General features: G+C 35.9%; 12 protein-coding genes. 8 read left to right on the forward strand and 4 right to left on the reverse strand.

What is annotated here, in order from left to right:
- The first annotated feature begins 11 nt into the window (after positions 1 to 11).
- Both MHB74_RS06175 and MHB74_RS06180 read left to right on the forward strand, forming a co-directional pair.
- Positions 12 to 1,055: an ABC transporter ATP-binding protein gene (locus MHB74_RS06175; RefSeq protein WP_000854348.1), complete on the forward strand. Its 1,044-nt coding sequence runs from the start codon at positions 12 to 14 to the stop codon at positions 1,053 to 1,055.
- Entirely contained in the window at positions 1,048 to 1,983 is a 936-nt protein-coding gene (locus MHB74_RS06180) for an ABC transporter ATP-binding protein (protein ID WP_000166352.1), read from the forward strand. Before MHB74_RS06175 ends, MHB74_RS06180 begins: the two co-directional genes overlap by 8 nt.
- A 243-nt stretch (positions 1,984 to 2,226) precedes the next feature.
- On the opposite strand, the gene MHB74_RS06185 is transcribed toward MHB74_RS06180, so the two are convergent.
- On the reverse strand, positions 2,227 to 3,672 hold the full coding sequence (locus tag MHB74_RS06185; protein WP_061678730.1) for an MATE family efflux transporter: 1,446 nt from the start codon (positions 3,670 to 3,672) through the stop codon (positions 2,227 to 2,229).
- 352 nt (positions 3,673 to 4,024) lie between these two features.
- Between MHB74_RS06185 and MHB74_RS06190 the strand changes: the two genes are divergently transcribed.
- Positions 4,025 to 5,671: a peptide ABC transporter substrate-binding protein gene (locus MHB74_RS06190; RefSeq protein ID WP_061678731.1), complete on the forward strand. Its 1,647-nt coding sequence runs from the start codon at positions 4,025 to 4,027 to the stop codon at positions 5,669 to 5,671.
- 28 nt (positions 5,672 to 5,699) lie between these two features.
- On the opposite strand, the gene MHB74_RS06195 is transcribed toward MHB74_RS06190, so the two are convergent.
- Positions 5,700 to 5,903, reverse strand: coding sequence for a hypothetical protein (locus MHB74_RS06195; RefSeq protein WP_000559978.1), 204 nt, complete (start codon positions 5,901 to 5,903; stop codon positions 5,700 to 5,702).
- 592 nt (positions 5,904 to 6,495) lie between these two features.
- Between MHB74_RS06195 and spx the strand changes: the two genes are divergently transcribed.
- Entirely contained in the window at positions 6,496 to 6,891 is a 396-nt protein-coding gene (gene spx, locus MHB74_RS06200) for a transcriptional regulator Spx (RefSeq protein ID WP_000258267.1), read from the forward strand.
- Positions 6,892 to 6,940: 49 nt separating this feature from the next.
- Here the strand turns inward: spx and MHB74_RS06205 are convergent, their stop codons facing one another.
- Positions 6,941 to 7,615, reverse strand: a complete 675-nt coding sequence (locus tag MHB74_RS06205) for a TerC family protein (protein ID WP_061678732.1) — start codon at positions 7,613 to 7,615, stop codon at positions 6,941 to 6,943.
- 340 nt (positions 7,616 to 7,955) lie between these two features.
- Between MHB74_RS06205 and mecA the strand changes: the two genes are divergently transcribed.
- The 4 genes from mecA to pepF all read left to right on the forward strand — a co-directional run bounded on the left by mecA (position 7,956) and on the right by pepF (position 13,458).
- The gene (gene mecA, locus MHB74_RS06210) at positions 7,956 to 8,639 is read left to right on the forward strand and encodes an adaptor protein MecA (RefSeq protein WP_000350711.1); all 684 of its coding nucleotides are present in this window, start codon (positions 7,956 to 7,958) and stop codon (positions 8,637 to 8,639) included.
- Between the two features lie 72 nt (positions 8,640 to 8,711).
- Complete coding sequence (locus MHB74_RS06215) at positions 8,712 to 10,256, forward strand: cardiolipin synthase (protein ID WP_000799208.1); 1,545 nt, start codon at positions 8,712 to 8,714, stop codon at positions 10,254 to 10,256.
- Positions 10,257 to 10,336: 80 nt separating this feature from the next.
- Entirely contained in the window at positions 10,337 to 11,581 is a 1,245-nt protein-coding gene (locus MHB74_RS06220) for a competence protein CoiA (RefSeq protein WP_061678733.1), read from the forward strand.
- A 50-nt stretch (positions 11,582 to 11,631) separates the two neighbouring features.
- Positions 11,632 to 13,458 (forward strand): oligoendopeptidase F, encoded by a 1,827-nt coding sequence (gene pepF, locus MHB74_RS06225; protein ID WP_061678734.1) that lies wholly within the window; start codon positions 11,632 to 11,634, stop codon positions 13,456 to 13,458.
- Between the two features lie 127 nt (positions 13,459 to 13,585).
- Here the strand turns inward: pepF and MHB74_RS06230 are convergent, their stop codons facing one another.
- Positions 13,586 to 13,759: a hypothetical protein gene (locus MHB74_RS06230; RefSeq protein ID WP_081110297.1), complete on the reverse strand. Its 174-nt coding sequence runs from the start codon at positions 13,757 to 13,759 to the stop codon at positions 13,586 to 13,588.
- Positions 13,760 to 13,925 lie beyond the last annotated feature (166 nt).

A 13,925-nucleotide genomic window follows, 5' to 3' on the forward strand; every position in this document is an offset into this window, starting at 1 on the left:
GAGAAGTAAAAATGAAAACATTGCTAGAGGTAAAAGATTTGCAAGTCTCCTTTGATACACATGCAGGTGAAGTACAAGCTGTACGCGGTGTTACTTTTGATTTGAAAAAAGGAGAAACATTAGCGATTGTAGGAGAATCTGGTTCTGGTAAATCAGTTACTTCTAAAGCGTTAATGGGATTAATTCCGAATCCTCCAGGACGTATTAAAAACGGTGAAATCGTATTTGAAGGTCGTGACTTAACGAAATTAACAGAAAAAGAAATGCAACAAGTGCGCGGTAAAGATATCGCGATGATTTTCCAAGATCCAATGACATCATTAAATCCAACGATGACAATTGGAAATCAAATTATGGAAGGCCTTATTAAACACCAAGGGATGAGTAAAGCAGATGCACGTAAAGTTGCGTTAGAATTAATCGACCTTGTAGGTATTCCGAATCCAGAAGCGCGCTTAAAACAATATCCTCACCAATTCTCAGGTGGTATGAGACAGCGTGTAGTTATTGCGATGGCGTTAGCTTGTAACCCGAAATTATTAATTGCCGATGAGCCGACAACAGCGCTAGACGTTACAATTCAGGCGCAAATTTTAGAACTTATGAAGGACATTCAGCAAAAAACAGAAGCAGCAATCATTTTCATTACGCATGATTTAGGTGTAGTGGCAAACGTTGCGGACCGCGTAGCAGTTATGTACGCTGGTAAAGTTGTTGAAATTGGAACGGTTGATGAAATTTTCTACAATCCAAAACATCCGTATACTTGGGGCCTAATCGCATCTATGCCAAGTTTAGATGGTTCAGAAGAAGAGTTATATGCAATCCCTGGAACGCCTCCAGATTTATTAAAGCCGCCAAAGGGAGATGCTTTTGCACCACGTAACCCGCAGGCGCTGAAAATTGATTTTGAAATGGACCCACCTTTATTTAAAGTAAGTGATACACACTACGCGGCAACTTGGTTACTTCACGAGCAAGCTCCAGAAGTAAGACCGCCGGCAGTTGTGGAAAAACGCATTCTTCAAATGAAAGCAGGTGAACAACATGACTAAACAACGTGAGAAATTAATTGAAGTAAAAAATGTAAAGCAGCACTTCGACGTGAGTGGTGGTGTTGTCAAAGCGGTTAATGATATTTCATTTGATATTTACCGCGGAGAGACATTTGGTCTTGTAGGAGAATCAGGTTGTGGTAAATCTACAACTGGAAGAACGATTATTCGTTTATATGATGCAACTGCTGGTGAAGTATTGTTCGATGGTGAAAATGTACATGGTAAAAAATCACGCGCACAACTGAAGAAGTTCAACCGTAAAATGCAAATGATTTTCCAAGATCCATATGCATCATTAAACCCTCGTATGACAGTAGGGGATATTATTGCAGAAGGTATTGATATTCACGGACTAGCAAAAGGCAAAAAAGAGCGTATGGACCGTGTTCATGAATTATTAATCACAGTTGGTTTAAATAAAGAGCACGCAAACCGTTTCCCGCATGAATTCTCAGGTGGACAACGTCAACGTATCGGTATCGCTCGCGCACTTGCTGTAGAACCGGAATTTATCATTGCCGATGAGCCAATCTCAGCACTTGATGTTTCAATCCAGGCGCAAGTTGTAAACTTACTGAAAAAGTTACAAAAAGAAAAAGGGTTAACATACTTATTCATTGCCCATGATTTATCAATGGTAAAATACATTAGTGACCGAATCGGCGTAATGTACCGTGGTCAAATCGTTGAGCTAACAACAAGTGAAGAGTTATATGCGAATCCAATTCATCCATATACGAAATCACTATTATCAGCAATTCCGCTCCCAGATCCAGATTATGAGCGCAATCGTAAACGTATCGTATACGATCCATCTCAGCATGATTATGCTAGCGAAGCACCAACAATGCGTGAAATTCGCCCAGGACATTTCGTATTATGTTCTGAAGCGGAGTATAAGAAATATAAAGAGATTTATCAATAAGAAAGAGAGTCATTCTTCTATGATGAGGGGTGGCTCTTTTTTTTATGGATTGAAGAAAGTGAAGGGATAAATTTGCTTTAATATTAGATTATTTCTATTTTGAGACTAGAAAAAAGAATATTGACGAATTGAAGATAGAAATTGAAAAGTATAATTAAAAAAGCTGTTCCAACAATTTGTTGGAACAGCTTTTCTCCAATGCAAATTTCATTTACAAATGACTGCATCTCAATTAAACGAGCATTACTGTGCCTGAACAGAAACAATCTCTTCTTGTTCTTCAGGTTTAACGAGTGCATAACGTTCCCACGCTCTACTTTTCCAGCGGAAGAACATAATGATGGCACGTGTCCATTCATCAATAGCAATCGCTAACCAAATACCAACGAGCCCCATATCTAAATGGAAGGCGAAAAAATAACCGAGTGGTAAACTCATTAACACCATAGAGAACGCTCCGATTAAAACTGGGTACTTTGCATCACCAGCTGCGCGAAGTGAATTGATAATGACGATGTTCATCGTACGTCCCGTTTCAAGTAGTACACTAAGTAAAAGAACTGATGCACCTAACGTAATAATGTGCGGATTATCTGTGAATAGTCCCATTAATTGTGTACGGAATGTAATGACGAGAGCGACCATACATAAAGTGACTCCAATTGCCCACTTTACACTTTTCCATACGCGTTCATACGCTTCGTCTTTTTCCCCACCGCCAACGAGGCGTCCGATAATAATGGCTGTTCCCATACCGATCGCAATCGCGAATAAATAAGTGAACATAGAAATGTTCGTAGCGTATTGTCTCGCCGCTAATGATTCCGTTCCTAAGTATGTTGCATAGTATAAGAAGACAATTTGGCAAGCTTGATACATAACTTGCTCAAATGCAGATGGAATCCCGATTTTTAAAATTTTCCCGATGTATTCTTTTGATAAGGTGAAGTAATATTGTAATTTCACACGGTATTCCATAACGCGGTACAGTAACCAGAAGAAAACGATAAGTGCGATTAATCTGCTGACAGCAGAAGAAATGGCAGCCCCTTGTACACCGAGCTCTGGGAAACCAAATTTTCCGAAAATGAGTACGTAGTTTCCAGCGATATGAATAATATTCATTCCAAGTGAAATAAACATCGCTTGCTTTGTGAAGCCATGTACGCGGATAATTGCGGCTAATGAATTAATAATAGCTTGAAGGAAAATAGCGCCTCCGACGATGGATAAATAGTTTTGCGCATACATGAGTACATCGCCTTGTAAGTTCATTGCCATCATCATATGTTTTGAAAATAAAAGAAAACCAGCGCTTATAATGAGTCCGACCACTAAATTTAATGTGACGGCTAAAGCTGATATTTTAGATGCTTCCATAAAACGTTTGGAACCGAGGTATTGAGATACGACGATAGCTGCGCCGTTCCCGATGACTTCTAGTACCAAAATAGCGATATGGAGATATTGATTCGCTGCACCAACCCCAGATACAGCATCGTCTGATAATGCACTTAACATGAAAGTATCAGCGATCCCCATTAACATAAATAGAAAAACTTCTAGAAAAATAGGCCATGTTAATAGGAATAAACTTAATTTCTCTGTCGGCCCGTTTTTTGCCTGAATTGCTGTCATGTCCGTCCCCTCTTTACCGATATCTATTTTTAGCAAAATGTATCGTAACATACTTTCTTATCCTTTGCACTCATTTTAACCTACATATCTTTATTATGAAGAGAGTGCTATTTTATGATAAAAAGAGAAGGATAATTATGCACAAAGTATTATAAAATATAAAATTTATTTTTCTCTGATAATTTAGAAAAATATAAAAATTATTATTTTCAACACTTTAGTAAGGATAATCAACAATATGAAACGTTTACAAAGGTTTGTTTTTTAACAGAAAATTTTAATAAAATAGAAATATAAATATACAAAAAATATATTTGTATGTATAATATGAATTGTTAGAACATATATATATTTCTATTTGTTTGAAAATGAAAGGGCTAACATTTTTTTGGAGGGTGGAAGTATGAAAAAAAAGATACCAGTTTTTGTAGCGTCAACAGTAGCGATGAGCATGATGTTAGGGGCATGTAGCTACCAAAAAGATGAACCGCAAGCGAACGCAAAAGGGGATAGCGGGAAAAGCGGTGCGAAGCAAGTTATTAACTTAATTGAAACACAAGAAATTCCAACGATGGATCCAGCGTTATCAGCTGATGCAGTTTCTTCAAGAGTAATGACTAATACGATGGAAGGCTTATACAGTTTAGGGAAAGATGATAAGCTAGTTCCTGGTGTAGCGAAGGAATTCCAAAAGTCAGAAGACGGTAAAAAATATACATTTAAGTTACGTGAAGACGCAAAATGGTCAAATGGTGAGCCTGTGACGGCGAAGGATTTCGTATACGCATGGCAAAGAGCGATTAACCCAGATACAGCTGCGAAATCAGCGTACATTATGTATGATATAAAAAATGCAGAGAAAATTAATAAAAAAGAGATGAGTCCAGATCAATTAGGCGTGAAAGCGATTGATGATCATACATTAGAAGTGGAATTAGACAATTCAATTCCATACCTTGTAGATTTAATGGTATATCCAATCTTCTATCCTGTGAATGAAAAGTTTGTGAAAGAGCAAGGTACGAAGTTTGGTTTGGAAGCGAATACAACACTTTATAACGGACCATTTACATTAAGTGATTGGCAACATGAACGTAGCTTTAAAATGACAAAGAGCGCGTCATATTGGGACAATAAAGAAGTGAAGATTGAGGAAGTAAACTTTAATATTGTAAAAGATACGTCTACGCCAATTAATTTATATGAAACAAACGCAGTCGATCGAGCGACGTTATTAGCAGAGTTCATCGATAAATATAAAGGAAAACCGGATTTCCAAACAGTAGAAGATACATCTGTATTCTTCCTTCGTTTAAATCAAAAAGACCCAGCTTTAGCAAATAAAAATATTCGTAAAGCAATTTCACTTGCTTTTGAACGTAAGCCGTTCGTTGATACATTATTAAATAACGGTTCTAAGCCAGCAACAGGATTAATTCCTGATAACTTCATTAAAGGGCCAGATAAGAAAGACTTCCGTGCTGTAAATGGAGATATTGTAAAACCAAACGTGAAAGAAGCGAAGAAGTATTGGGAAGCTGGTAAAAAAGAACTTAGTAAAAATGAAATCGAATTAGAGTTATTAAATGAAGATGTTGAATTATCGAAGAAAACAGGTGAATATTTAAAAGGTGAGTTAGAAAAGAATTTACCAGGTTTAACAGTGAAGATTAAACAACAACCATTTGCGCAAAAACTAAAACTAGAAGATGCGGGCGATTATGTGATGTCATTCTCTGGATGGAGTGCAGACTTCCCAGATCCAGTTACATACCTTGATATGTTTGTGACGGACGGATCGCAAAATAAAATGAAATACTCTAATCCGAAATATGATGAAATTATCATGAAAGCGAAGAAAGATGGAAGCGATGTAAATGCCCGTTGGAAAAACTTATTAGAAGCAGAGAAAATGTTACTTGATGACGCTGCGATTGTTCCAGTATATCAACGTGGTAGAGCATATATACAAAGAGAATCAATTAAAAATATGTACAACCATAAATATGGCGGTGATTTAAGCTTTAAATGGGCGTCAGTAGAGAAATAAGAAAAAAGCAGGTGATTGCCTGCTTTTTTTAATACGTACGTTTCTTATAAATACCTTTCCCGCCAACTTGATTCCAGCCGGATTGCACATCCAAACTTTTATTAACAAACTTCATCTTTTCTTTTCCGCCAAAGAGTTTTTCACCAATGCTATTTGTAATGACACCAATCAATGCTGTTATTCCGATGATGAGGGCAGCAACCGTGACAAAATCAATAAAAAAAGCAATCATTTGCAAATTCCCCCTTTGCCTGTCTGTATGTTTATTGTATGAGATAAAAGACAAAAAAGAAAGAAATGTCAGAAAAATAACGGATTTATTTTAGAAATCGTATAGACACGAATGAGAATGTTTGTTAAAATAAGAACAAATGTTCCTTTTCATTCTCACTTGTATAGTCTTACATTTCTTAATTGATTTATCAAGAAAAGGTAAGAAAACGTTCTCTTTTTCATAGGAAAGATTCTGGAACAATAACTATATATCATATGAATAATCTATGAAAAGCAAGCGTTAAGAGGGTTGGAGGTATTGTTAAAGTACAGATAAAGCGAGTGTGATCATGTTACATAGCAGTGGAATACACGGAAGAGTTTTCTCAATTAGAAGGAAATTTACTGTATATTTCTTGCAAAATCTATTGTATAATGATTATAGAAGTTACTTATTAAAAGTAATTGTTGTTTGCTAAAAGTTGTTGCTTACATGAAATGCGATTTTTGCACTTTGTTTTAAGACAAGGTATCGCAAAAAATGGCTGAATTTAGAAATTTAAACTGTAATTAGTACAGAATTTGTACTCTTTAAGGAGAGTGAGCTTTGTATGGTAACATTATATAGTTCTCCAAGCTGTACGTCTTGTAGAAAGGCGAAATTATGGCTAGAGGAAAATCATATTCCTTATACAGAACGTAATATTTTCTCAGATCCATTAACGATTGAGGAAATTAAAGAGATTTTACGTATGACAGAAAGCGGAACGGATGAGATTATTTCTACTCGTTCGAAAGTTTTCCAAGAATTAAATGTAAACTTAGAGTCTTTACCACTTCAAGATTTATATAAGATGATTCGTGACTATCCAGGGATTTTACGTCGTCCAATTATGATTGACGAGAAACGCCTTCAAGTAGGTTACAATGAAGACGAAATCCGCCGTTTCTTACCACGTACTGTAAGAACGTTCCAATTACGTGAAGCACAGCGTCTTGTAAATTAATTATAATAATATGAAAACCTTCTACTTATTATATAGTAGAAGGTTTTTTTTAATGTTTCACATTTCGTAATCGAACTTGTTGCACGATAATACCGATGCATAAAATGGTGAAAATAAATAAGTAAGGAATGCTTGCAGTGAAACTTGGGTTGTTATGAAAAAAGGTTGCAAGTCGGTCTTCATGTGTGACCATTTTTCCTGCTGTATAGGCGAGAATCGCTGCCCCGCAATAAATGAGGAATGGAAAGCGTTCCATAAGTATTAAAATAAGTTTGCTGCCCCAAATAATAATCGGGATAGAGATGAGTAAGCCGATTATTACGAGTAATAATCTTCCATGAGCTGCCCCTGCAATGGCAATAACGTTGTCAAATCCCATAACAAGGTCCGCGAATACAATTGTACGCACAGCTTGAAATAAAGTTGTTTTTCCTTGAATAGAAGAAAGATCGTTGCTATTATCGGTTAGTAAATTTACTGCAATTAATGTAAGTAAAACGCCGCCGATAAGTTGCAGAAATGGAATGTCGAGTAAATAGACAGCTAGTATAGTAAGGAGAATTCTTAGTACGATTGCTAAAAGAGTACCAATCAAAATGGCTTTATTTCGTTTCGATTCAGGTAAATTTCGGCTAGCTAGTGCGATAACGATTGCGTTGTCACCACCTAGTACAACATCGATACCGACAATCATTAGTACAGATGTTAAAAACTCTAAGTCCATTCGTCTGCCTCCATTTATGATGTTTTAATAAGCGAACTATATGTATGTGGTGAAGAGAGAGTAAATCATCTTCTCTAATAAAAGTTTCACTTTATTACAGTGTACGGTGGAAGGTGGAAATGTATGTCCAAATTTTTTGTGAGTAAGAAATCGCTATAATGATATATTTGTTTAGACAATCGAATAAAGATAGGCATATAACTATTTTTGTAAAATAAATCGATTTTATTTCCATTCTGGAGAATCTTATCATAAAATGAGAGTACAAGAATCTATTGATTTGTCATATGAGTGGGGAATCCCTTCATAACAATTCCAAACAGGAAGGGAGAGTTGTATTTTGGATATTGAAAGAATTAATGACCATACGATGAAATTTTTTATTACGTACATTGATATAGAGGATAGAGGGTTTAATCGTGAAGAGATTTGGTACGATCGCGAACGAAGTGAAGAGCTCTTTTGGGAGATGATGGACGAAGCTCGTGATCATGACGATTTCTTTATTGATGGGCCGTTATGGATTCAAGTGCAAGCAGTCGATAAAGGGATTGAAGTACTTGTAACGAAAGCAGAGCTTTCAAAGGATGGACAAAAGTTAGAACTACCAATAGGTGTAGATAAAATCATAGACATTCCTCTAGATGAAGGCATTGAATCATTATTCCAGCAAGAATTAGTGGAAGAGGTAGAAGAGCAAGCAGGAACAAACTTTAACGAAGATGGTACGTTTGGCTTTTTAATTAAGTTTAATGATTTTGAAGATGTTATTTCATTAAGTCACCGTCTTATCTTTGAAGATATAAAAGATGAGCTGTATTCATTTGAGAACCGCTATTATGTATATGTGGAATTCGATGAAGTGCTACATGATGAAGAAGAAATCGATCGTATTTTAAGTATTGTTTTAGAGTACGGAGAAGAATCAACTTTAACAATTCATCGTGTAAGTGAGTATGGGAAACAAATTGTGAAAGAGCATGCGCTTGAAACAATTCGCAATAATTTTCCTGCTAAAACGTAGGCCGATTTCTGTAGTATGAAATCGGCTTTTTATATGAAGAATAGGAAAGCTTTCTTAGTAAGGAGGTAAGAGATGAAAAATACGTTAAAGTTGATTTTCTTTGTTTTACTATTGTTCGCATTATTTGTTTCGTTACGTATGTTTATTGATGTAGCATTTTATTCGGATGTGATTGGGATAAAAGATGTGTCGATCCTAGGTATTATTAGTATTTTATTTACAGTATCTGCATTTTTAATTGGCTGCGTGATTTTCTTAGAGAACCGTCATCCGTCAAAAACACTTACATGGCTCATTGTGTTAGGTATTTTTCCGGTATTTGGATTCTTCGCTTATTTATTATTCGGACAGAACTTTCGGAGGAAGAGAATGTTCCAAAAGAAGGCGTTGCTCGATGAACAAGCGTTTTTACAATATAAGGGACATGAAGATTATGAAGAACGGATTTTGCGCAATCATAAGCATCAAGAGCTGTTATTCCGTTTAGCGGACCGCTTAGGCGCTTTAAATATTTCATTTCAAACTGAAACGAGAACATTAACAAATGGAGATGAAACGTTTCAGGCCATTTTAGATGGATTAAAACGAGCGAAACATCATATTCATATGGAATATTACATTGTGCGTGATGATAAGCTTGGAACAGAAATTAAAGATATTTTAATACAAAAATCAAAAGAAGGCGTAGTTGTTCGTTTTTTATATGATGCGGTTGGAAGTTTTAGATTATCGAATTCGTATATTGAAGAATTAAACGACGCAGGTGTTGAAATGATTCCATTTTTCCCTGTGCGCTTTCCGATTTTAAACGATAAGATTAATTATCGAAATCACCGAAAAATCGTTATTATTGATGGGAATGAAGGATTTGTAGGTGGATTAAATATTGGTGATGAATATTTAGGGAAGGATAAGTACTTCGGCTTTTGGCGAGACACGCATTTATATTTGCGTGGTGAAGCTGTTCAAAGCTTACAACTTATTTTCCTTCAAGATTGGTTTTATATGACTGGTGAGGCTGTGCTAGCCCCTGAATATTTACAAGCGAAAGCAGTTGAGGGGGATCATTGGGGAGGCGTGCAGCTCGTTGCAGGTGGACCGGATAATAAATGGGAAACAATTAAACATTTATATTTTGCCATGATTTCTTCTGCACGGAAATCCATTTGGATTGCGACGCCGTACTTCATTCCAGATGATGATATTTTATCCGCATTAAAGGTAGCTGCACTTGCTGGTATTGATGTTCGTTTATTAATGCCGAGTAAGCCTGATAAGCGCACCGTCTTTTACGCATCGAGATCGTACTTCCCAGAGCTTTTAGATGCAGGGGTAAAAATATATGAATATGAAAAAGGTTTTCTCCATAGTAAAGTTGTCATTGTCGATTCTGATTTAGCTTCAATTGGGACAGCTAATATGGATATGAGAAGTTTTCATTTGAACTTTGAAGTAAATGCCTTTTTATATGATACAGACAGCATTCGAAAACTCGTTCAAGACTTTAAAGAGGATATAGAAGAATCAAGTGAAATTCATGTCGATCGTTTTCATAAAAGGCGTCTTCATAGACGGATTGTGGAATCGACGTATCGATTATTATCACCTTTATTATAAAAAGAGATGTCCCAAATTGGGACATCTCTTTTTTAAAAGGAATTTGTAATAAGTTGTAGAATATAAGGAGCTGAAAGGGTGTGATTCTGATGTTTATCGCTAAAAGAGAAAACGGAGAAAAAATTCATCTACTCTATCATCATGATGAAGAGCTTTTACATCGTATGCGTAAAAGGGAAAGCTTCTTTTGCATAGCTTGCGGGAAAGAAGTGCAAATGAAATTAGGGAAACAAAAAAGTTGGCATTTTGCTCATAAGAAAATGGACGCGTGTCTTGCCTTTTATGAAGCGGAATCTATGTATCATATGCACGGTAAAGAATTGTTATATAGGTGGTTCAAACGTCAAAGCTTCCCCGTATATATAGAGCACTATCTTCCAGAAATCCAGCAACGACCAGATATTTTTATAGAGAGAGCGGGGAGAACAATTGCGATTGAATATCAATGCGCAAATCTTTCTATAGAGCAGCTGTACAAACGAACCTATTCGTATTGGCGAGTTGGTATACAGGTCATTTGGATTATTGGTGGAAATCAATTGAAAAAGCAATCAGCATATTGGATAAAATTCTCCTCCCTTATGGCTTTCTCCTTACAATCTTATCCTCAGCCATTTCTTATTTTTTTCTGTCCGAAACAAAAATTATTTATGAAATGCGCGTTTCTCACTTCATTTTCTACAAGCATCTCTTTCTCACATATTATATATTTACCAACTGAAACGACTACTTTTGAAATGCTCTTTTCTCCCGTTTCTTTCCGAAAAGAAACATTAGGTGAGGAATGGAAACAGCGAAAGAGCTACTTTCGGAAAAATGCTTTACCCATTTGGAATTACAATCATAAGTCACTATTACGCCTCTTATATCAATGTAAATGTACCCCAGCAAATTTTCCTTCTGAAATTGGTGTGCCGCTCCCGTCCTCAATTGCTTTTCAAACAAATCCATTTATATGGCAAGCTTTTCTATATATGAAGTGTATAGGTGAGCTTGCGGTAGGCGATTGTATTTCCCTCGGGTATGTGTGTAGTTATGTGAAAAAGTATACGAAAAGGCGTATGCTCCCGTACTTTTCACAGCATATATGGAAAGTGGCAGTTACTGAATATATGGTATTTCTATGTTATGCAGGTGTATTGCAGAAAGTGGGGACTTATAAGTACCGGAAAAAAAGAGGTGTAGTTATGCTGAAAACAGAGGAGGAAGTTATGAAATATGATGAAATTTGCTTAGCGTATGCCTTATCTTTATTTGAGGCAAAGTACAACATGAGAGAAGGAAAAGGGGATATAATAAAGACTGATCGTGAAGGAATTACATAAGAAAAATCGAATTGTATGTAAGTAGAGATATTTAAAGGAGGGCTTAAAGGATGTCTGAACAAAACACAGCAAAAACATTACCAGATCGCAAAGAGATTGAAGAATCAAGTACGTGGCGATTAGAAGATATTTTCCAAACAGATGCAGAATGGGAAAAAGAATTCCAAGCCATTAAAGAGCTATTACCGAAGTTAACTGAATTTAAAGGGAAACTTGGTGACTCTGCGAATAATTTACTTGAAGCATTGCAATATGAAGATGAAATTTCAATGCGATTAGGTAAGCTATATACATATGCACATATGCGTTACGATCAAGATACAACAAACTCTGTGTATCAAGCGTTAAATGACCGCGCGACAAATTTATATTCACAAGTATCTAGCAGCACAGCATATATTGTGCCGGAAATTTTATCGATTTCAGAAGATACACTGCAAACATTCTTGAAAGAAAATAGAGACCTAAGTGTATATGAACATGCATTAGAAGAAATTACGCGACAACGCCCGCACGTATTATCTGAAGCGGAAGAGGCTCTATTAGCAGAAGCATCTGAAGTAATGAGTGCATCAAGTAATACATTTGGTATGTTGAATAATGCGGATTTGAAATTCCCATCTATTAAAGGTGAGGATGGAGAAGAAGTAGAAATTACACATGGTCGTTACATTCAGTTTTTAGAAAGTGATGATCGTCGTGTGCGCGAAGATGCATTCAAAGCTGTATATGAAACGTACGGAAAATATAAGAATACATTTGCAAGTACGTTAAGCGGAGCTGTGAAACGTAATAATTTCAACGCCCGTGTTCGTAAATACGATTCTGCACGTCAAGCGGCATTAAGTAATAATAATATTCCTGAAGCTGTGTATGATCAACTTGTTGAATCTGTAAATGATAATTTACATTTGCTACATCGTTACATTGATATTCGTAAGCGTGCACTAGGGCTTGATGAGCTTCATATGTATGATTTATATACACCACTTGTACCAGAAGTGAAAATGAACGTGAAGTATGAAGAAGCACAAGACATGTTATTAAAGTCTTTAAACGTGCTTGGTGATGAGTATGTTGACATTTTAAAAGAAGCATATGAAAATCGCTGGGTAGATGTGTATGAGAATAAAGGAAAACGAAGCGGAGCATATTCATCTGGTGCATACGGAACAAATCCGTATATTTTAATGAACTGGCATGATAATGTAAATAATTTATATACACTTGCTCATGAGTTCGGTCATTCTGTGCATAGTTACTACACAAGAAAAACGCAGCCGCACGTATACGGTGATTATTCAATCTTCGTTGCAGAAGTAGCATCAACTTGTAATGAAGCGCTTCTAAACGATTATTTATTAAAAACGACAGAAGATAAGAAAGAGCGTCTATACTTATTAAATCATTATTTAGAAGGATTCCGTGGTACTGTATTCCGTCAAACGATGTTCGCAGAGTTTGAGCATATTATTCATAAGAAAGTACAAGAGGGACATGCGGTTACGCCAGACATGTTAACGGAGATCTACTATGATTTAAATAAGAAATATTTCGGTGATTCTTTAGTAATCGATGAAGAGATTGGTTTAGAGTGGTCTCGTATTCCGCACTTCTACTACAACTATTACGTATATCAATACGCAACAGGATTTAGTGCAGCAACAGCTCTATCTAAACAAATTTTAGAAGAGGGGCAACCAGCAGTAGAACGTTACATTAATGAGTTCTTAAAGGCAGGAAGCTCAGATTATCCAATTGAAGTGCTGAAAAAAGCTGGAGTAGATATGGCATCTCCAGAACCGGTAAAAGAAGCATTGCAAGTGTTTGAAGAGAAATTAAATGAATTAGAAGCATTATTATTTGAAGAGAAGTAATAGTAAAGACGAGGCATTTACCTCGTCTTTTTTGTTTTGAATATTTTTGTCGATATTTGTCGAAAAAATAAAGTGAATTTCTTTGTTTTTTCTAAATTAGAAGGCAATTTTGCGATTTTTTTTGTAGTTAAAACCCTTTAAATCGTTTTTTATGGTTGAAATAAGAGAGAGCGATGACAATGACTCCAAATAAAAGAGGAAAGGCAATAATTTTAGGAAAAGCTTGTAGTAGAGAGAGGATGTACAAGAAAAAAGAAACGATGACAGCTAGTAAGAGAAGTAAAATATATGTTTTTTTCATACAGAACACCTCCAAAATGGCTTTTTTATAGCTTATTCAGAAATGAAAACGTTTAGAATGTGACAAAAGTGTGAAATTCGACAAAAGGGGTTGTCATCTGACGTCGAATCTTGTAATATAATAAGCGTGAACGAATTCACATACAAACATATACCCCTTTGTTTGA

It is taken from the genome of Bacillus sp. FSL K6-0069, assembly GCF_038007785.1.
In the GTDB taxonomy this organism is placed as follows: Bacteria; Bacillota; Bacilli; order Bacillales; family Bacillaceae_G; genus Bacillus_A; species Bacillus_A mobilis.

Coding starts and splice junctions, on each gene's coding strand:
- MHB74_RS06180 (WP_000166352.1), top strand. CDS start 1,048: ATGACTAAACAACGTGAGAAATTAATTGAAGTAAAAAATGTAAAGCAG.
- spx (WP_000258267.1), top strand. CDS start 6,496: ATGGTAACATTATATAGTTCTCCAAGCTGTACGTCTTGTAGAAAGGCG.
- MHB74_RS06230 (WP_081110297.1), bottom strand. CDS start 13,759: ATGAAAAAAACATATATTTTACTTCTCTTACTAGCTGTCATCGTTTCT.
- pepF (WP_061678734.1), top strand. CDS start 11,632: ATGTCTGAACAAAACACAGCAAAAACATTACCAGATCGCAAAGAGATT.
- MHB74_RS06190 (WP_061678731.1), top strand. CDS start 4,025: ATGAAAAAAAAGATACCAGTTTTTGTAGCGTCAACAGTAGCGATGAGC.
- MHB74_RS06205 (WP_061678732.1), bottom strand. CDS start 7,615: ATGGACTTAGAGTTTTTAACATCTGTACTAATGATTGTCGGTATCGAT.
- MHB74_RS06175 (WP_000854348.1), top strand. CDS start 12: ATGAAAACATTGCTAGAGGTAAAAGATTTGCAAGTCTCCTTTGATACA.
- MHB74_RS06195 (WP_000559978.1), bottom strand. CDS start 5,903: ATGATTGCTTTTTTTATTGATTTTGTCACGGTTGCTGCCCTCATCATC.
- MHB74_RS06185 (WP_061678730.1), bottom strand. CDS start 3,672: ATGTTACGATACATTTTGCTAAAAATAGATATCGGTAAAGAGGGGACG.
- MHB74_RS06215 (WP_000799208.1), top strand. CDS start 8,712: ATGAAAAATACGTTAAAGTTGATTTTCTTTGTTTTACTATTGTTCGCA.